The organism is Psychrobacter sp. 78a-MNA-CIBAN-0178, from assembly GCF_040309625.1.
GTDB classification, from domain to species: domain Bacteria; phylum Pseudomonadota; class Gammaproteobacteria; order Pseudomonadales; family Moraxellaceae; genus Psychrobacter; species Psychrobacter okhotskensis.
Map to the genome: position 1 here is coordinate 221,932 of NZ_JBEOOZ010000002.1, position 19,874 is coordinate 241,805.

The 19,874-nt window shown below is 44.6% G+C and carries 13 protein-coding genes; 5 read left to right on the forward strand and 8 right to left on the reverse strand.

Annotated elements, in window-relative coordinates:
* Positions 1-11: 11 nt before the first annotated feature.
* Together AAEY80_RS02700 and rpiA are read left to right on the forward strand one after the other, a co-directional pair.
* Positions 12-1,322, forward strand: coding sequence for an arsenic transporter (locus AAEY80_RS02700; RefSeq protein WP_101212637.1), 1,311 nt, complete (start codon positions 12-14; stop codon positions 1,320-1,322).
* A gap of 124 nt (positions 1,323-1,446) precedes the next feature.
* Complete coding sequence (gene rpiA, locus AAEY80_RS02705) at positions 1,447-2,106, forward strand: ribose-5-phosphate isomerase RpiA (RefSeq protein WP_101212635.1); 660 nt, start codon at positions 1,447-1,449, stop codon at positions 2,104-2,106.
* 256 nt (positions 2,107-2,362) lie between these two features.
* Here the strand turns inward: rpiA and argF are convergent, their stop codons facing one another.
* The 3 genes from argF to dnaB all read right to left on the reverse strand — a co-directional run bounded on the left by argF (position 2,363) and on the right by dnaB (position 6,075).
* Positions 2,363-3,280, reverse strand: coding sequence for an ornithine carbamoyltransferase (gene argF, locus AAEY80_RS02710; RefSeq protein WP_101212634.1), 918 nt, complete (start codon positions 3,278-3,280; stop codon positions 2,363-2,365).
* A gap of 186 nt (positions 3,281-3,466) precedes the next feature.
* Positions 3,467-4,573 carry an alanine racemase gene (gene alr, locus AAEY80_RS02715; protein ID WP_101212633.1) on the reverse strand — a complete coding sequence of 369 codons (1,107 nt, stop codon included), beginning with the start codon at positions 4,571-4,573 and terminating at the stop codon, positions 3,467-3,469.
* A gap of 98 nt (positions 4,574-4,671) precedes the next feature.
* The gene (gene dnaB / locus AAEY80_RS02720) at positions 4,672-6,075 is read right to left on the reverse strand and encodes a replicative DNA helicase (protein WP_025651208.1); all 1,404 of its coding nucleotides are present in this window, start codon (positions 6,073-6,075) and stop codon (positions 4,672-4,674) included.
* Between the two features lie 337 nt (positions 6,076-6,412).
* Here dnaB and pdxA point away from each other — a divergent pair, with 337 nt between their 5' ends.
* From pdxA to AAEY80_RS02735, 3 genes are all read left to right on the forward strand, one after another.
* Entirely contained in the window at positions 6,413-7,507 is a 1,095-nt protein-coding gene (pdxA, locus tag AAEY80_RS02725; protein ID WP_350587848.1) for a 4-hydroxythreonine-4-phosphate dehydrogenase PdxA, read from the forward strand.
* A gap of 360 nt (positions 7,508-7,867) precedes the next feature.
* Positions 7,868-8,731, forward strand: a complete 864-nt coding sequence (rsmA, locus tag AAEY80_RS02730; protein WP_350587849.1) for a 16S rRNA (adenine(1518)-N(6)/adenine(1519)-N(6))-dimethyltransferase RsmA — start codon at positions 7,868-7,870, stop codon at positions 8,729-8,731.
* Between the two features lie 63 nt (positions 8,732-8,794).
* Positions 8,795-9,631, forward strand: a complete 837-nt coding sequence (locus AAEY80_RS02735) for a symmetrical bis(5'-nucleosyl)-tetraphosphatase (RefSeq protein ID WP_201578259.1) — start codon at positions 8,795-8,797, stop codon at positions 9,629-9,631.
* Between the two features lie 114 nt (positions 9,632-9,745).
* Here AAEY80_RS02735 and AAEY80_RS02740 read toward each other — a convergent pair whose 3' ends face one another.
* From AAEY80_RS02740 to AAEY80_RS02760, 5 genes are all read right to left on the reverse strand, one after another.
* Positions 9,746-12,235, reverse strand: a complete 2,490-nt coding sequence (locus AAEY80_RS02740) for a site-specific recombinase (RefSeq protein WP_101212627.1) — start codon at positions 12,233-12,235, stop codon at positions 9,746-9,748.
* A gap of 399 nt (positions 12,236-12,634) precedes the next feature.
* Entirely contained in the window at positions 12,635-14,419 is a 1,785-nt protein-coding gene (locus AAEY80_RS02745) for an acyl-CoA dehydrogenase C-terminal domain-containing protein (RefSeq protein WP_201566434.1), read from the reverse strand.
* 289 nt (positions 14,420-14,708) lie between these two features.
* A complete protein-coding gene (locus AAEY80_RS02750; RefSeq protein ID WP_025651196.1) occupies positions 14,709-16,502 on the reverse strand; it encodes an acyl-CoA dehydrogenase C-terminal domain-containing protein in 1,794 nt (597 codons plus the stop codon).
* 563 nt (positions 16,503-17,065) lie between these two features.
* Positions 17,066-18,778 (reverse strand): putative bifunctional diguanylate cyclase/phosphodiesterase, encoded by a 1,713-nt coding sequence (locus AAEY80_RS02755; protein WP_227502339.1) that lies wholly within the window; start codon positions 18,776-18,778, stop codon positions 17,066-17,068.
* Between the two features lie 191 nt (positions 18,779-18,969).
* Positions 18,970-19,836, reverse strand: a complete 867-nt coding sequence (locus AAEY80_RS02760) for a 16S rRNA (uracil(1498)-N(3))-methyltransferase (protein WP_201566435.1) — start codon at positions 19,834-19,836, stop codon at positions 18,970-18,972.
* Positions 19,837-19,874: the final 38 nt, after the last annotated feature.

Consider the following 19,874-nt stretch of genomic DNA (forward strand, 5'->3'; position numbering starts at 1 on the left):
AAGGTTGCTCCATGCTCGCATTAATTATCTTTATCGTGACTTTGGTTTTGGTGATATGGCAGCCTAAAGGATTAGGCATTGGTTGGAGCGCGCTGGGTGGGGCTTTAATCGCCTTAGCTTTTGGCGTGGTGCAGTTATCCGATGTCGGTATTGTATGGGACATCGTCTGGGATGCAACCTTTACTTTTGTGGCGCTAATTATCATCTCGCTTATCTTAGATAGAGCGGGATTTTTTGGTTGGGCGGCGCTACATGTGGCCAGACTTGGCAATGGGCAGGGACGGTTGTTGTTTCCCATGATTGTGATACTGGGCGCATTTATCTCCGCGTTTTTTGCTAATGATGGTGCCGCGTTACTACTAACACCGATTGTCATCGCTATATTGCTACGTCTTAATTTTTCACCGCCATCTGCGTTGGCTTTTATCATAGCCACTGGCTTTATCGCTGATACCGCCAGCCTGCCGTTAGTGACTTCTAATCTGGTTAATATTGTTAGCGCCAATTATTTTGATATTGGCTTTGGACGTTATGCAGCAGTCATGGTGCCGGTAAATATTGTCTCTGTCATCGCGACATTAGCAGTGCTATGGGTGGTATATGCCCGCCAAATTCCAACACACTATTCTATTGCCAGTCTTAGTGCACCTGCATCCGCTATTGAAGATCCGATGGTGTTTAGGGCAGCTTTTCCGCTATTAGCATTATTAATGGTTACTTATTTCGCGACTGAATCACTAGGTATTCCTATTTCCCTCGTCACTGGCGCTGCTGCACTGCTGCTAATAGCTATTGCAGGGCGCTGTTGGCAAGGTGGTCGGGGTGCTATTGTTTCTGTATCTGATGTCGTACGTAAAGCGCCTTGGCAAATCGTGTTGTTTTCAATCGGTATGTACTTAGTCGTTTATGGCTTGGGTAACGCAGGATTAACGGCTTATGGTGCTCAAATACTTAACTGGTTAGGGCAGCAGGGCAATGTTATCGCTACAGTAGGGACTGGATTCCTTTCGGCTATCGTGGCTTCTATCATGAATAATATGCCATCGACCTTAGTGGGCGCACTGGCTATTGATAGTGCGCAAGTACCCGCAGCCACTCGTGAGCTGATGATTTATGCTAATGTGATTGGTAATGATTTGGGACCGAAATTTACGCCTATCGGTAGTCTGGCGACTTTATTGTGGCTCCATGTATTGGCAGAAAAAGACTATAAAATAAGCTGGGGGCAGTATATGAAAATCGGTCTGCTCATTACGCCGCCAGTATTACTAGTCACGCTGTTGGCCTTGGTGTTTTGGTTGCCTTATCTGTCTTCATTTTAAAAGTTGAGTAAATGACTTGCGATTAGTGTGGCTATTACGCTGACATATATCAAAGTCATCGGTTATAATAGCGGCGCATTTTACCTTTTTTACAATGATACGTTTATTCTGCCAAGGATTTATGATGAGTGATCAGCAAGTACAGAAACAAGCCGCAGCCAAAGCTGCTCTAAGCTATATCGAAGACGACATGATACTTGGAGTAGGCACAGGCAGTACGGTGAACTGTTTGATTGAATTGTTGCCGACCATCAAGCTTGCTGGCGCGGTTGCAAGCTCGCAGGTGACGGAAGACAAACTTCGTGCTTTTGGTATTGAAATCGTTGATTTGAACTTTGCTGGCACGCTAGATGTCTATATTGATGGTGCTGATGAAGTTAATGCCCATTTACAATTGATTAAAGGCGGTGGTGGTGCACTGACTCGTGAAAAAATCGTCGCTGCAGCGTCCAATAAGTTCATCTGTATGGTTGATGAGAGTAAGAGCGTTGAGATATTGGGTCGCGAGTTCCCCGTACCGATAGAAGTACTACCACAAGCGCGCTCGTATGTGGCACGTCAATTGGCTCGTCTAGGCGGTGATCCTGTTTACCGTGAAGACTTTGTGACTGATTATGGTAATGTAATTTTAGATACTTATGATTTGGATGTTAGTAATCCGATAGCGCTTGAGAAAGAGTTGAACAATATCGTTGGGGTCGTCTGTAATGGTATCTTTGCTGCCAACCAAGCCGATGTATTATTAAAAGCGGGCAGTACTGGCGTAACGACCTTTACCCGTTAAAGGGCTTGTTAACTGACTAATAATTGTTGGGCGACAATAAAAAGGCAGACCACAATAGATGTGATCTGCCTTTCTTATATGGTTTATTTTATAATTACTTCGGGCAGAGGTTTTTTATGCAGGTATAGTTAGCGAAAAGTAATATCAATAAATGACGCACTGCTGATATCAATTTTCTTTGCTTGCTGTGCCTGCGCAGACAGAGGCTACAAAAAATTGATATCAGCAATACCGTAGCGATTTTAGGATATTTTGACTATAGTTTAATCTTATCTTTTAATAAAAATTCCATCAGTGCTTTTTGGGCATGCAAGCGGTTTTCTGCTTCGTCCCACACTACTGAACGCGGGTCATCAAGCATATCGTGAGAAATCTCTTCACCGCGGTGCGCTGGCAAGCAGTGCATAAATACCACGTCAGGATCGGCTTTATCGAGTAGTGAAGGTGTCACTTGATAAGAGGCAAAACGGCGTGCACGAGTGTTTTGTTCAGACTCTTGCCCCATACTGGCCCAGACATCGGTGACAATCAAATGAGAGTCTTTCGCTGCCTCTTGAACGTCTTCCACAATACTAACGCAATGCGAGAAGCGTTTCATCAGTTCAGGGTCAGGCTCGAAGCCATAAGGCGCCGCTACACGTAACTCAAAGCCAAATTGATTGGCCGCTTGCATGTAAGAAGCACACATATTGTTGCCGTCACCAACCCACGTGACGATTTTATTTTCGATACTGCCGCGATGCTCATAATAGGTCTGCATATCAGCCAAGAGCTGGCAAGGATGAAAGTCATCGGTAAGGGCATTGATAATAGGCACGCTTGAGTATTCAGCAAAGGTTTCAACTTTCTCATGACCAAAGGTACGAATCATGATGATATCAACCATACTAGAGATAACGCGAGCTGAATCTTCTAATGGCTCACCGCGTCCTAGCTGGGTATCGTTGGGTGACAAAAAGATAGCACTACCGCCAAATTGCCCCATACCAGTCTCAAATGAGATGCGCGTACGAGTGGACGACTTCTCAAAGATCATGCCGAGCGTACGACCCACAAACGGTTGATATATCTCACCGGCGTGTTGCATCTTGCGCAACTCGCTGGCGCGTTTGATTAGGTTTTCTAGTTCTTGTTGGGTTAAATCAGATAAGGTCAAAAAATGGCGCAAACTCATAGTAATCCTAGCAGTCGATCGCGGTCAATGAAACGTCATCAGTCTGTAATAGCATTGCGTCAGTGCGTATGCTGGGGTGACAACAAACTTTTAGTATAGCGCAATTAGTCTTAATGTAAATGTCCAATTTTTCTGCGCCTAATATACCCATCATTCGAGTGTTAAGTTTATGGTTACCTTGCGATATTAAGCTTGTATACGGTTTGGCCTTAAGCTGAGACGGCATAATAGCTCGTAGCTAATGGTGCCAGCGTGGGCAGCGACTTCGTCAACGTGTGGCGCATCGCCCCAGAGTATGACCTTACTATTCAACGCGGTATCTTCTGGTACGCTACTGACATCAATGACGATCATATCCATGGCTACTCTTCCAAGTACCGCACATCGGTAGCTTTGATGATTTATGCTATCTATGACAGAGACGTAAGCGTCGTCGCTGACCACACGCGGATAGCCATCACCGTAGCCGATACTGACCAGTGCCGTTTTGGTGTCCTGTTGTGCGGTCCAGCGGCTACCATAACCAATGGCATCTCCTAGATCGACCGTCTGCAGTGCCATAATCTGGGCGCTAAACTCCATCGCTGGCTGCAAACCCAATTCTTGCGCATTTTTATCAATGACGGGGGCACTACCATATAAGATGATGCCGGGACGTACCCAGTCGTAATGGTGCTCTGAGAAATTGACGATACCGGCTGAATTGCATAAGGAACCTTTAATATCGGCGCTAATGGTTGCTTGCAACGTACTTAACACCTCCGAAAACCGCTGAATCTGTAGCACGTTTAATGGATGAGTGCGGTCATCGGCATTGGCAAAGTGAGTCGTTAAAATAAGCTGATAACCTGCTTTATGTAACTGTATAGCCGCTGCAATCACACCTTCTGCATTGAAGCCCAAGCGGTTCATACCAGTGTTGTATTTAATCCAAACTACTCTGGTTGCGCTATCAGCGGCTGGCATATTGTCCAACGCCCACTGCAACTGCTGGTTATGATGAATCACGCAGCTAATATCATGCTCAATCGCTTGTTGCCACTCATCAGCGGTAAAGGCACCTTCGATTAAACCAATGGTTTTATCCCAGCCCAATTGTCTGGCTTCCAGCGCCTCAGTTAAGGTTGCAACGCCGATACCATCAGCTTGTGATAATGCGGGCAGTACCGCTGCGATTCCGTGCCCATAAGCATTGGACTTGACCATAGCGAGGACTTTAGACTGGGGTGCCAGTTTTTTAACTTGGTTAAGATTATGAGTGATGGCTTTTGGTTTAATAGTAATGGTGCGCATAATCGGCTTCTTTATCAGCAAAGTTATAAAGCCAGTGAAACATCGATCAACTGATGAATCACTGGCCTTTTTATTAATCGTTATTTATTGATGGATACTTATTCATCATTTTCGAAACTCGCGTTTTGATAGTATTCTGGCGTCAGGTTAATAAAGCGGGTAAATTGCCCTTCAAAGCCCAAACGTAGGGTACCGATAGGGCCGTTACGCTGTTTACCAATGATGATTTCAGCCACGCCTTTGTGATCTGAGTTTTCATTATAAACCTCATCGCGATAGATAAACATAATCAAATCGGCATCCTGCTCAATCGCGCCCGATTCGCGCAAATCCGACATGATAGGGCGCTTATTGGGGCGGTTTTCTAGACTGCGGTTAAGCTGTGATAAGGCGATGACGGGGCATTCAAGCTCACGTGCTAGCGCCTTGAGACTCCGTGAAATCTCAGAGATTTCCCCAACACGGTTGCCATCAAGATTAGGGACTTTCATCAACTGTAAGTAATCGACGACGATAGCGCCAAGTTTGCCATCATGGTTTTTTGCAATACGGCGGCAGCGTGAACGCATCTCAGATGGTGGCAAAGCAGTACTATCATCAATATAAAGGTGCTTAGATTGCAAGTGTTGAATGGCATTCATCATTTTTGCCCATTCATCTTCATTCATTTGCCCAGAACGGAGATGCGTCTGATTAATCGCGCCCCATGAGGACAGCAAACGCATGACGATAGACTCTGCGGGCATTTCCATCGAAAATACCACCACGGGCAAATCTTCATTAAATAAAATCCCTTCTGCCAAGTTCATGGCAAAGGTGGTTTTACCCATAGAAGGACGCGCCGCTACGATGATTAAGTCACCTGCTTGCAAGCCTTGCGTTTTGTTATTCAACTCCGCAAATGGCGTTTGTAGACCAATCATGCCGTCTGGATTGGACTTTAGCTCTTGAATTTTATCAATAACGTTGGTCAAAACCGCGGTAATGCCGACGGGTCCACGCTGCTCAGCGCGTTTGTTATGCTGCTCATTGATACTGAATATCTTGCCCTCGACGCTGTCCAAAATATCACTGACGGTTTGGTCTTTGGGATTATAGGCCAGCGTTAGCATCTCGTTGCCAGTCGTGATCAATTGGCGTAGGGTAGACAGCTCACGTACGCGCTGGGCGTAGGCGGTCAGGTTGAATAAGGTGGCAGGGCTTTGGCTCAAGATGTCGGCCAAATAACTGTCACCGCCCGCACTTTTTAGCAGTTTCTGTGCTTCTAGCCAATCATGAACCATGACCGTATCGTAAGGCTCGTTGACCGCCGCTAGATGAGCAATGGCATCAAAAATATACTGGTGCCGCCCCGCATAAAAATCGTCTTTGGTGACGATATCTGCAATCTTGTCATACGCCTCTTCGATACTCATCAAAGACGCGAGCAAGGCCTTTTCAATATCAATATTGTGCGGCGGTGTCTGATTGAGTAAGTCGTCGGTTTTTTCTTTGTCTGCCATGAGTGCCTAATATGTCAAAAGTCGTATAAAAAAGGGTGTGAAAAGTGTTTAATATAAATGCTTATTTTAGCAATGATACAGCAAAGCAAGCGCGCTGCACTTCTACGACAGCAGTACCAAAAGGTGGTCTCAGCGTTTGCTTAAAAATGCTAAAATGAGAAACGAAAGTTTAACACATAATGCACTTTTTTCAGACGCTATAAACAACTATCTAATCTAAATCAGGGTTGTAATACGTAAAGAAATCGTTTATACAATGTGAATATAAATATTTTTTCTAACAATAAAAATAATAATTAAATCAAATACTTATTTTGAATATAAAGGGGTTGCTATTATGCAAGATACACAAAAAAAACTGCCATTATTAATCACAACCGGTGAACCGGCAGGCATTGGTATGGATGTCGTACTGCTATTAGCGGCTGCAGGCAAGTTGCAAGATTTTGAACGTCCAATATGGGTCACGGCAGATAGCACCGCTATACAAACGCGGGCAAACGAGCTTGTGGTGGCTGGTGTGCTCGAAAGCTGTCCTGCTTGGCAAATACTGGATGTAAATATAGAAGCTGATGATTTTTTAAGTCAACTATCACAGCAAACTATGGATAGCGATAGTGCTTTTATCCTGCTGAATACGCCTTGTGCTGCGCCAGTCGTTCGTGGAAAAATCGACATTAACAATTCAGCGATGGTTGCCAAGCAATTAGCAATTGCCCATCAGATGGCAACCAACCAAACAGTCGCTGCTATCGTCACAGGGCCATTGCAAAAATCTGCCTTGATAGATGCTGGTATAAAGTTGCTCGATGGCACGATGTTTAGTGGTCATACTGAATTTTTTATGCAGCAAAGTGGCTGTGAGAAAGTCGTGATGATGCTCGCTAATCAAGCGATGAAAGTGGCGCTCGTCACCACACATTTAGCATTAAAGGATATTCCTGTCGCCATTACCGCTGAGAATGTGCGGCAAACAGTACAAATTGTCATTGATGATATGCGCGAGAAATTCGGCTTAACGCAGCCACGTATTTTGGTCTGCGGTCTTAACCCACATGCAGGCGAGGGCGGGCATTTGGGCGTTGAGGAAATTGAGATTATCAATCCCGTATTGCGTGAGTTTATCGATGCGGGCGTCGATATATCAGAGGCGATGCCAGCGGATACCTTATTTACGCCAAGACATTTGGCAAATTGCGATGCGGTGATTGCGATGTATCATGACCAAGGTTTGCCGGTGCTTAAATCGCATGGTTTTGGTGATACGGTCAATCTTACCTTAGGGTTGCCTTATATTCGCACCTCGGTTGATCACGGGACGGCGCTTGATTTGGCAGGATGTGGCGGTGCAAGTGCTACCAGCTTATACCAAGCGTTGAATATGGCTAATGAAATGGCAGACAAATCGCTTATTAATAGACCTCTGGCATAAGTCGGTGCCTTAGCGAGATTTATCGCGCAGTATTGGATATACCTTAGTGTGAATAATGGTCATTTATGAATCATCAAACACAGTCTGGCCCCTGCCGTCAAATCCGTACAAACAAACTTGGGTTATTTTGATCAGGTGGCTTAACGATAATGCCCCATTATTCCCATAACGGACGTTATGGTAAATGGCTTGAGGGCAAAAAAACAATGTGTCGATTGCGCTAAGGTATGAGCAGTTTACCGATAAAATTTCTCAAAAATACAGCAAATTTATGAGCTGTGCTATAATTTGTCATTATAAAGCCAATATATCACTGGCATCGACTTATCGACCCTTTTTTTTACCTATTAAGACTTTTTTATGTCCAAGACTACGTTTGATGCTCAAACTATTTCTAACAGCCTACGGGCTGCCAAACACCAACCGCGTAAACGCTTTGGTCAAAACTTCTTACATGACCGTAGTGTTATCCGTGAGATTGTTGAGAGCATTCGTTTAGAGCGTAATGATAATTTAATCGAGATTGGACCGGGCATGGGCGCGCTAACAGAGCCGCTATTGGCAGAAGTCGATGCGATGACCGTGGTAGAGCTGGATCGTGATTTGGCCGATAGTTTGCGCATTCGTATTGGGGCTAATAGCCATCCAAATTTTACGATCATCAAAGACAATGCCATGCACGTTGATTATCGTGAGCTCTATAGCCCTGAGCGTGGCAAACTACGTGTGGTGGGTAATTTACCGTATAACATCTCTACACCGATACTTTTTCATCTGCTCAGTTATGCTGATGTGATTCAAGACATGCACTTTATGTTGCAAAAAGAAGTGGTCGAACGTATCACCGCTGATGTCGGCAGCAAAACCTATGGTCGCTTGTCGGTCATCATGCAATATCACTGTGATACCGACTATCTATTGACTGTGCCACGTGGCGCATTTAATCCACCACCAAAGGTCACCAGCGCAGTCTTTCGCCTGACCCCGCATATCAATAAGCCAATCGTGGCAGAAGACGAAGAGTATTTCGCCGTTGTCGTGCGCGAAACCTTTAATCATCGTCGTAAGACACTACGTGCTATTTTTAAGAAGTCTACCTTGTTGCCGACATTGAGCGAAGAAGACTTTGCTACTTGCGCTATTGATCCACAAGCGCGTCCCGAGACCTTGAGCGTAAAAGACTTTGTCAATTTGAGCAATCAGGCGCGCAAAATAGAGGTTTAATTCATCATTCAAAAATATTTATTTAGAAATAAAAAAAGTCATTAGATAGAGATATGAGGGTTTATGAGCTTTCGCCACCAGTACGTCATCGGTGATCTGCAAGGTTGTTATGCGGCGTACCTTAATCTACTCGACACATTAGATTTTGACTCTGCGCAGGATAAGTTGTGGTTTGCGGGTGACTTGGTGGCACGCGGCGAAGACTCGTTGAATACCTTGCGTCATGTAAAGGCGCTTTGTGAGCAAGGCGCAGCAGCGACAGTACTAGGTAATCACGATATTAATTTGATCGCTGTTTGGCGCGGCGCTGCAAAGCTCAAGAAAAAAGACAAAACAGCTCCTATTTTTGCCGCCGATGATTGCGATGAGTTGTTAAACTGGCTACGCCATCAGCCAATATTGGCTTATCCTGATGAGCAGACGGTATTGGTACATGCTGGTATCCCGCCGCATTGGACTATTGAAGCAGCCGCAGACTATGCCCAGCAGTTAGAGGCGCAACTGCGAGGCAGCTTAAAACAGCTTGATCGATTGTTGCCGAACTTATATAGCAAGACCGCTGATGAGTGGCATTCAGACATTGATGGCTTTACCAAGATGCGGGCGATTGCAAATTACTTTACGCGTATGCGTTTGTGCAAGCAGGATGGTTTGCTCGAGTTTAGCTTTACAGCAAGTTTAGATGACTCGATGCCAAAAGACTTTTTGCCATGGTTTGAGTGGCAAGTACCGCGCACGCGTAAGATATTATTTGGTCATTGGGCGGCATTAAAAGGTGAGGTCGATTTACCACATGCCCGCGCCTTGGACGGTGGCTGCGTCTGGGGTAATTACTTATTGGCTTATCGATTGGGCGATGAAGATGTCATTACCTCAAGTGCCCATTGTCATCCGCCATAACGGCTGGATTTGCTAGCCATAGCTGTAGAAACAGTTGGCTGTAACTGTTTCTATAAAAAAATCATCTGCTAGACAATAAAAGAAGCGATTATATAAGCCACCAAAACTGCCGATTTAACTGGGCAACTTAGGTGGCTTTTTCGGTTTTGGCAGTGGGGTTTTGGCATCGCCTGCGTTTTTGCTATCAGAGTCAGCATTCCCTGTCTCATCACTACTCACTTCATCGCTGTTAGCCGCCAGGCTATCAAGGGTTTTCGTAGTTTTATCATATTGAATATCATCGGTGTATGGCACACTATTGAGATCGTCATCCAGCAGACCATCATCGAGATCTACTATTTTTTTGGCCATGGTTTGATTCGCGGTGTTGTGCGCTTCACGATTACCCGTCGTAGGATCAAAGTTATTGTCAGCTGTCTGATTGTCGTATTGTATGTCGGTCACTGCTGGATCATTTTGCATATTGCCTTGCATTGATTTGGGTAGTATTTTTACGTCCGATAAACGTCGTACCACATAATTACTGGGTAAGGGCTTGCCGCCTTTTTGCGCTGAGGTATCGTCAAAAATCATGCGACCTTGGCTATCGATACGCGCATATTTCATGGGTTTATCACGTGGCCAAAAGAAGTCAGATGGATGACTGATAATGTGACCAAACACCAGTTTGGTCAGGCGACCCCATTCAAAGAAGCGCACTTCTTTTGAGCGTAGCGCCACGAACAAGGCGAGGGAGAAGCTGACCATTAAGTTGACGATACCGATAAGGGCGACACCAAGAATGGACAGTAAGATGACGTTCCAGCTGATTTGATCGGCAGGCATGTTGAATAACCCATGTGCCAAGTTGGCTGAGGCAAAGGCAATATGGCGAATATCAATGGGTAAGCCAAAGATAAAACCAATAGTGGCGGTGCTACCTAAAAATACGCCGAATAAGAAGTTGCCCATGATGGCACCCAAATTGGCTTCTACAAAGCCGCCTAAACGCTGTAACCATGATTTGGGAAGCAGGAACTTTAGCAACTTATGGCGCTGTATACGGGCGCCAACATGATTATAAACCGCTAAATTATCGTAATAGCCAGCGATCAAACCCGATAAAAATAAATACACACCAGCGATAGCAGCATGGGGCAGGGCGAGCGAGCGAAAAGGGTCGAGATCATGGAGGAGATGGCCCGCCTTCTCGGTATCAATCATCGGTGTGCCCGTATATTGCAGCCAAGCAAAAGAGATGATAAGGGCAACGGGTATCGCCACCATCACATTACCCATAATAGCGATAAATTGGGTACGCAAAATATCAACGACCAATTCTGACAGCTTGGTCAGCTGTCGAGATTTTTTACCAGAGCCGTCTGATATGGTGGAGGCAATAGCCGCCGCTGTCATGGCAGGCTGCTTGGTGGCGACCGTACCGCGAATGACATGAATAAAAACAAAGCCCAAACCATAAATCATACTATTAATAAATGCCCGACCCATCGGTGCGAGGGCCAAATGATAAGCCAGTATCTTGGTGGTCGCCATAAAAGCAATGATAAAGCCCCCAATTGAGGCTTTTTTGAACATTTCCTGATAACCGGCCTTATCAGTACTAATGTAATGCTCACCGACGCGGCTTGCATTTTCTGTCACTTTTCGCGAGAGTAACTTGGTATTATTATCGATCAAATAACCGATACTATAGCGACGATTGGCGGTGGTAATCAGCGTTTGGATGAGTTCAATGACGGCAAGATCACGCTTGTTATAATCATCAGTCACCAGCTCAGTCAAGATACGCATACGCTGCAAGCTTTGGTCTAGACGTAGCATCATATTGGTCAGACGAATAGAAATACCCGTCTTATAAATACGTTTACGCACCGTGGCAACGATGTCTTCGCACTGCTCAATCATGACGAGCAACGGCGCTGGATCGACCGCTTTTTCGGGGGTAATATCAGTCAAGGTATCAAGCTCATGCGCCTGTCTATATTGATTGACGAACAGTACTGCTTCTTGATTTTGTGCTACAAAAGACGCTGAGTAGTTTAATATTTGGGGGTAAGATTCCATCAAATCAGGGTGCAGACCGATACCACTGATGCGATAAGACAAAATGATAATCGCGTTTAAAATACTATTTTTCGCCGTAGCGACCAGATCTAAATGCGCTTCTTCGACTCTGATTAATTCAACCAGCTCATCCCACTTTTCTTTGTCGATATTGGCCAACCAGCGCTCGTCAGAGCGCTTATCAAATAAATAACCAACCAGCTCAACAACGGAGTCCTCTTGCGGCAGTAATGGCAAAAAGCGATGACCGACTAAACGCCGCAAACTGTTAAAAAATCCTTGATCCGACATGATGCCCGTGTCGGTATAGAGCGCAATTTGCCGGTATTGGATAATGAGTTTTAGTACAAAGCTTGCCAGCCCGTCTCCATATTCTGGATGATGGCGTAAGATATCAATCAAATCCTGAATGTTTTCATTGGCGAGCGCAGGCTCTTTATCGCTCACCCGTAGCTCATCTATTAAGCGTTTTAGTACCGCAGGATCGGGTACATCACTTAGCGCCGTAATCTGCTGTAAAATGCGTTTTAATTCTGGCACGTCGCATCCTCTATCATGGTGGTTTTAGCCGTTTTTATTGTTAGGTTTCGAATATTTTTTTTGTTAGGTTCCAAACAGTGTTATTTGGTATACCGTATAGGCTATGCTAAAAACTTGGTCATCTTATGAAGTCACTCGAACGCTATAGTCAAGGAATTTTAGAATCGCTGCAAGGCGACCGACCGCAGATAGTACACTGAGTACATCTAGGGCGGGTAACACCGTAGCGGTTTAGAAATGCTCTGACTATAGTTTGTCTTGCGTTATTCTAATCGGAACCATGCATTGATAGTGAGTTATTTTGTTAGCAGTTATGCTGAAAATATTTTTGGCAAAAAAAGGGACAGTAGCGTAACTGTCCCCTTATTTAAAATCTTATAGAATGGCGATGACGGCTATTTAGCTAGCAGGTACATCAAAGTAGTCAAGATCAAAGTTCATCATCGGATCGCTACCTGCTTTTACCATTTGCGCATGCGCATCGATACGTGGCAAGACACGACCGACAAAGTAATCAGCCAGTTTGGCCTTGTTGGTGTAGAACTCGCCCTCTTGACCGTTAGCGGCTTCCACCATCAATGCAAACATGTACGAATAGCACAGATAGCCAAAGGCATGCATATAGTCAACAGCACAGCCATTGATTTCGTTTTTACGCTCGCCAATATTAGCCAGTACCGTTTGGGTAAGAGTTTCTATCGTATCCGCAGCCTCTAGGGTTGCTTGTTTGATCGCATGATCCGCTTGCATATTATTGACGAAATCACGAATCTCACCTAAGAAGTGGGTGACGTATTTGCCATTATTTTTTGCCACTTTACGACCTAGTAGGTCAAGTGCTTGAATACCGTTGGTGCCTTCATAAATCTGGGCAATACGCGTATCACGAACGATCTGCTCCATACCCCATTCGCGAATATAGCCATGACCGCCGAAGACTTGCTGACAATCAACCGTGGCTTCTAAGGCTTTGTCGGTCAAAAATGCCTTGGCAACTGGCGTCAGTAGGGCAACGCGAGCGGCAGCAGCAGCAGCTGCTTCTGGATCGGTACTAAATTTTTCTTCATCAAGGTTTTTGGCGACATACATTGCAAAACAGCGTGATGCTTCAGTATTGGTCTTAGCATTTAACAGCATGCGGCGGACATCGGCGTGATGAATAATCGCGTCAGCTGGTTTTTCTGGGCTTTGTAGTTGGGTGTCGCTACGGCCTTGACCACGGTCATTGGCATACAGTGCCGCGTTTTGGTAAGCAAGCTCAGAACCACCAAGTCCTTGCAGACCCATGGTGACACGCTCATAGTTCATCATGATGAACATAGAAGACAGACCCGTGTTTTCAGCACCAACCATCCAGCCTTTTGCATTGTCAAAGTTCATGACGCAAGTGGCCGACGCTTTGATACCCATCTTATGTTCGATAGAACCAACAGCCAAGGTATTACGCTCGCCCAAGCTGCCATCTTCGTTGACCAAGAATTTTGGTACGACGAATAAAGAAATGCCTTTTGAGCCTTCTGGGGCGTTAGGCGTTTTTGCCAATACTAAGTGAATAATATTATCAGTTAGGTCGTGTTCACCACCTGTGATGAAAATCTTAGTACCAGAAATCTGATAGCTACCATCATCATTTGGCACCGCTTTGGTCTTGATAATACCTAAGTCAGTACCGGCATGTGGCTCTGTTAGGCACATGGTACCAGCCCATTCGCCGTTATACATTTTTTCTAGATAGGTTTGTTTCTGTTCTTCTGAACCGGCAGCATTAAGACACAATGTGGCGCCAACAGTCAAGTTAGGGTAGAGGGCAAACGATTGGTTGGCAGTGAAAACCATCTCTTCGGTCAGCATAGTGACCATTTTTGGGAAGCCTTGACCACCGTATTCAGCGTTACCGCTTAAACCAACCCAGCCAGATTCGGCATATTGTTTATAAGCGTCTTTGAAACCTGTTGGCGTAGTGACAACGCCATCACCCTGAAAAGTAGCACCTTCTTCATCGCCACTACGGTTAATAGGTAGCAGAACGTTTTTGGTCAGTTTTGCCATTTCTTCTAAAATCATATCGACAGTGTCCATGTCAACATGAGCCAGATTGTCGTTGTTTTGCCAAAATTCATTCGCTTTAAAAACATCATTTAAGATGAAGCGCATGTCATTAAGAGGGGCATTATAAACAGCCATAAACATTCCTTTGGTTCAATTGAATAAAAATTAAATACGTTAAGGTTATCGGTTGTTCTTTTTGAGTTAACCTTAATGGTCAATAGCTAAAGTTTAGCAAATTAGAGGCTTAGCTTGTGTATTTCTTCGTGAATTGCGCGTACACCAAAAATGTTTTTTTGGCAAATAATCGTTTTTATAAGCGCAACTGTATCGCAATAAGCAAATCGGCAACACACCTTGGTATGTTGCCGATTTTAATTACAATAGTGATGTTCATTAAGCAAATATTGGATCTACTTAGGGCTTATTAAAAAGCAAATTGATCAACATCCATCGTCATGTACGGTTCAACGCCAGTAGCGATACGCTGTACGTGAGTAGTGGTACGTGGTAATAGTTTTGCAAAGTAGAATTGTGCGGTTTTAATCTTGGCATCATAGAATGCTTGCTCGCTGCTACCGTTAGCGATTTCAGTTTGCGCGACCAATGCCATACGAGCCCATAAGTAGGCTAGAGTGACGTAACCACTGAAGTATAAGTAATCAACTGCCGCGCCGCCGACTGCATCTGCGTTTTCAGTCGCTTGCATACCGATACGTGACGTCAAATCGCCCCATTCTTTTAGATGCTTGGCAAGTGGACGGATAAACTGACCCATCTCGTCATTGTCACTGTTTTCTTCACAGAACGTTTGGATGATTTGTACGAAGTTGGCAAGCAATTTACCTTGTGAACCCAACACTTTACGACCTAAGAGGTCGAGTGCTTGTATTTCAGTAGTACCTTCATAAAGACAAGCAATACGTGTATCACGGACGTTTTGTTCCATGCCCCATTCGCTGATAAAACCATGACCGCCATAGACTTGTACGCCATGGTTAGCCGCTTCTAGACCAGTCTCAGTCAAGAATGCTTTAGCAATTGGTGTCAATAATGACAGCATTTGGTCAGCAAATTTCAGGTTGTCGCCTTCGCCTTTGGCAACGGTATCCGCAAAATGCGAGAGGTAATAAACTAGGGCACGACCGCCTTCTGCAAAGGCTTTTTCGGTCAACAACATGTTACGAACCGCTGGATGGACGATGATAGGGTCGGCCACTTTTTCTGGCGCTTTAGCACCTGATAGTGAACGCATCGCTAAGCGGTCTTTGGCATAAGTCAGTGAGCCTTGGAACGCATACTCTGCTGCCGTTAAACCTTGAACTGCCGTACCGATACGAGCGACGTTCATAAAGGTAAACATGCACTGTAAACCACGGTTCTCAGGGCCAATCAAGTAACCAGTTGCGCCATCAAAGTTCATGACACAAGTCGCTGAGGCTTTGATACCCATTTTGTGCTCGATAGAACCACAAACGACTTTATTGTTCTCACCCAAGCTGCTGTCTTCGTTGACCATGACTTTAGGAACGATAAACAACGAGATGCCTTTGGTGCCAGCAGGAGCGCCTGGTAGACGAGCCAAAACGATGTGAATAATGTTATCGGTTAAGTCATGCTCACCAGCTGAGATAAAGATTTTTTGACCAGTGATGCTATAGCTACCATCTTCTTTTGGCTCAGCTTTGGTACGAATGATACCCAAGTCAGAACCTGCATGCGCTTCAGTCAAGCACATAGTACCTGACCATTCGCCAGTGACCATTTTTTCTAAGTAAGTTTGTTTTTGGGCATCAGTACCATGATGTTCAATGGTCTGGATGGCACCATGTGATAGGCCAGGGTACATAGAGAATGACCAGTTAGCTGTACCAACCATCTCATTAATGACCGTCGATAATGAAAACGGCATGTTTTGACCACCGAATGCTTCTTCAGCAGACAACGCTGGGAAGCCAAGCTCACAATACGCTTTGTATGCTTCTTTAAAACCTTTTGGCGTGGTAACAGCGCCATTGTTAAACTGACAACCTTCAGCATCACCGCTTTGATTCAGTGGTGATAGCTCATTTTCAGCAAAGCTCGCTGCCATCTCAAACAGGCTGTCCATCAACTCGCGATCTGCTTCTTGGAACGCAGGCAAAGTTTTGTAGTGACTTTCGCTGTCGAGTAACTCATGCATCACGAATTGAATGTCACGTAAGGGCGCTTTGTATTGCATAACTTCCTGTCCTTTTTGGAATGCAATCGAGACCAATAGCTGGTTATCCTGTCTCATGCGCTAAAGTTTCGCGCATGAGACAGAACTGACTGTATCCGAAGTGTCTACTGGAATGGTAGAGACGGATACGGCTCATCTAAGGTGTCGATTGTATAAAATAGTATTGAAACGAATGGTGATTGTTAAAGTCAGTTTAATGTTCAATTGGCTCTAACAAATGCACCATAAAAGATAGGCTTTCATAGGCGATTATACAAGTTTAGTGACAGCACTGATAAGTCATGAACCTACCTTGCATCCGTTATGCAATCAACGTTAGGCGAAAAAAATGAATGATAATAATCGACTAAAAAACTAGCGAGTCATTTTTACAAAAAGATTTGAATTTGTCTTCAATCTGGACAAAAAAGGGATTAATAAGCTAGAAAGGGCAAAATCGACGAAAAATGGTATTAAATAAGTTGTTAATATCATTATGTTAACTGCCTTACTGACTTTAGTTTGCTGATATTTCTCTTGCCCTTTACTATCATTACCAAAGTCAATATATATCTTAAGATGTCTTATTTGGATGAGTACTGCTGCCTTAGCAGTTCGGTTGCGATATCAGCAGTCACTGGTTTGCCGAACCAATAGCCTTGCCCGTACTGGCAACCCATGTCTAATAGTAAATCACGCTGCTGCTCGGTTTCGATACCTTCAGCGATAACTTGCATGTCAAGTGCCACTGCCAAATCTAAAATTGCCTTGACGATGGCGTATTGAGTACGGTTGGTTTCAATCTTTGATATAAAACTTTTATCGATTTTGATAAAGTCAAAAGGGTATTCTTGTAAATAGCTTAAAGATGCATAACCTGTGCCGAAGTCATCTAGCGCCAAACAAATCCCCAACTCTTTTAGTAAATCGAGCTGTTTCTTGACATTGGCATGGCGTTGTATCAATGAGGATTCTGTTACTTCAATGTGCAATTGTTGAGCGCTGATGTCGTACTGCAAAAACAAGTTGCTGACCATTTTATAAAAATCAGGATGGCTAAATTCAGCAGCATCCGCATTGATACAGATATGCTGATCGAAGCCAAGTTTTTGCCAAATTGATAGCTGTTGTGCAATTTGGACTGCCATTTGTGAGAATAGCTCAAACGACAGTTTGTGAGTAATGATGGCGTTCATAAAGTGGACAGGTTTTAGCAGTCCGCGAGTGGGGTGCTGCCAACGTACCAGCGCCTCAAAGCCAGTGATGGCTCCGGTATCTAAGGCAAACTTGGGTTGATAGTAGGGTATAAACTGAACTTCATTGCTGGCTGCTCTAAGCTCGGCCTCTAGCTGTAAACTATTGGCAGTCGCTTCGCTGATTGCTTTATTGTACCAACAGATGTCGTCGCCACCTTGTTGCTTCACATAATGTAAGGCCTTCTCGGCTTTGGTCAATAGCCCCGCCATTTCGTGATCATTTTCAGGGAAGTAACTGACGCCAACGGAGATATGACAATAAATGTCCGCATCTTCGGCTGGCTCATCATTGATAGAGAACGGATGCTCACACATTTGCATCAAGCTATCTAGCTGATTACGTACGGTATTGGCGTCATTACATTCGAACAATAAAGCAAAATCATCACCACCAAAATGAGAAAAACAGCGTAAGTTGTCAAGCTTTAAGGTTTTGACCCGCAGTACAAAGTTCTCTATGAGTGTATTGATACCGTCAGGGCCGAGTAGGCTGGCAAGATTGCGATAACGATCAATATTAAGACGTACAATCACCACCTCTTGATAACTCTCTAACAACAGCTCACTGGTCTGACTCAAAAACACCTTGCGATTGGGCAAGCCGGTCAGTTGATCGTAATTAAGCAGATGAGCCACTTGTTTTCTGTCCTCGACAACAGACGACATATCACGAACCACCCCGACATAATAAGCCGTTTGCCCCACATAGATTCTGCGATAAGTAATGTGACAGTTTAGGACTTGTCCATAGCGATTCGCCATCGAAAAATCGATTTCATGAAATCCTTCGCTGTCTAAGGCTTTGGTGAGATCATGTAAAATTGCTTGCTCTTCTTTTGATAAGAATTCAGCCGCATATATACCAAGCGGTCGGCCCAGCAAAAAAGATTCGCTGTAACCAATCATAATCTCATAAATGGCATTGACTGATAGATAACGAAAGTCTGCATCTAGGATAAAGATGGCGTCTTCAGATTGCTCGCATAACTGGGTCAACAGTTGCTGCTTGTCCGAGAGTGGAAGCGTGGTAAAAGTAGTCATAGTTGGACTCATTAAATCAACATCAAGCCAAAAAAGTTAGCCAGTCTTTGCTAGACATAACCTTGGTAAATAATATCGTAAGCTTAGCGGTACAAGTTATACCCCCAGCGTGCAAGGCAATGAAAAGGGTCGTATCAGCACGCTTCGTTTACCCTAGCTATCAGCATGATATTGGCAATAACATTTTGTCGTTAACAACGAAGCGCGTGCAATGTCGCCAAGGCAACGACCGGCGCAGTCTCAGTGCGCAATACGCGATGGCCAATTTGCCAAGGCGCAAAGCCCCTTGCTTGTGCTTGTGCGCGCTCATCATTACTCAGACCACCCTCGGGGCCGATGAGCAACTCTACGTAGGGTTTATCTCTTTTTAGTGCAATTGATAGCGTCTCTGGCCGCAAAGGTTGTCCTGCTGCTGGCACGCTCAGTTGCAAACGTAAATCTGCCGGTTGCTGTAATACTTGATAATAAGAATCTTGGCTCAGCTCAGCTACTATAGGGCTGACCACCATTTCTTTTTCGTTTAATTTTTCGCTAGCGGCTATATTTAATAGCCAGTCATCAATCGATAATGGCGCAAGAATAAGTGGTGGGCGATTGAGGCCGCATTGCTCACAGGCGGCGATAGCGACTTGTTGCCAATGCGCCAACTTTTTTTCAACTTGTGCGGGTTTGAGGTTGACCTCGCCATGATGACTGCTGAGGAGTTGGATCGCAGTAACGCCAAGCTCGGTAGATTTTTGAATCGCATAGTCCATGCGTTCGCCACGACTCATCACCAGCCCGATTTTAGTTAATATAGAAGCGCTGCGGTCATTCTCGATCTGGGTCAGTAAAGTCGCTGTGGCATTTTTTTTACTAATTGCTTGTAGCTGTACCTGATATTCGCCGCCAAAGCCATCGAACAAAATGCCTTGGTCACCGATATTTGCGCGTAGTACCCGGCACCAATGATGGACAATACTGTCTGTTAATTCGACACTAGCACCCATAGGCAAGGTGCTAAGTTTGGGGAAGGGGGTGTTCGTATCGTTACTGGAGGCATAAAAAAAACGTCGCACAGTCGCTTAATCCTTTAATTGAACAATAATCCATCCCA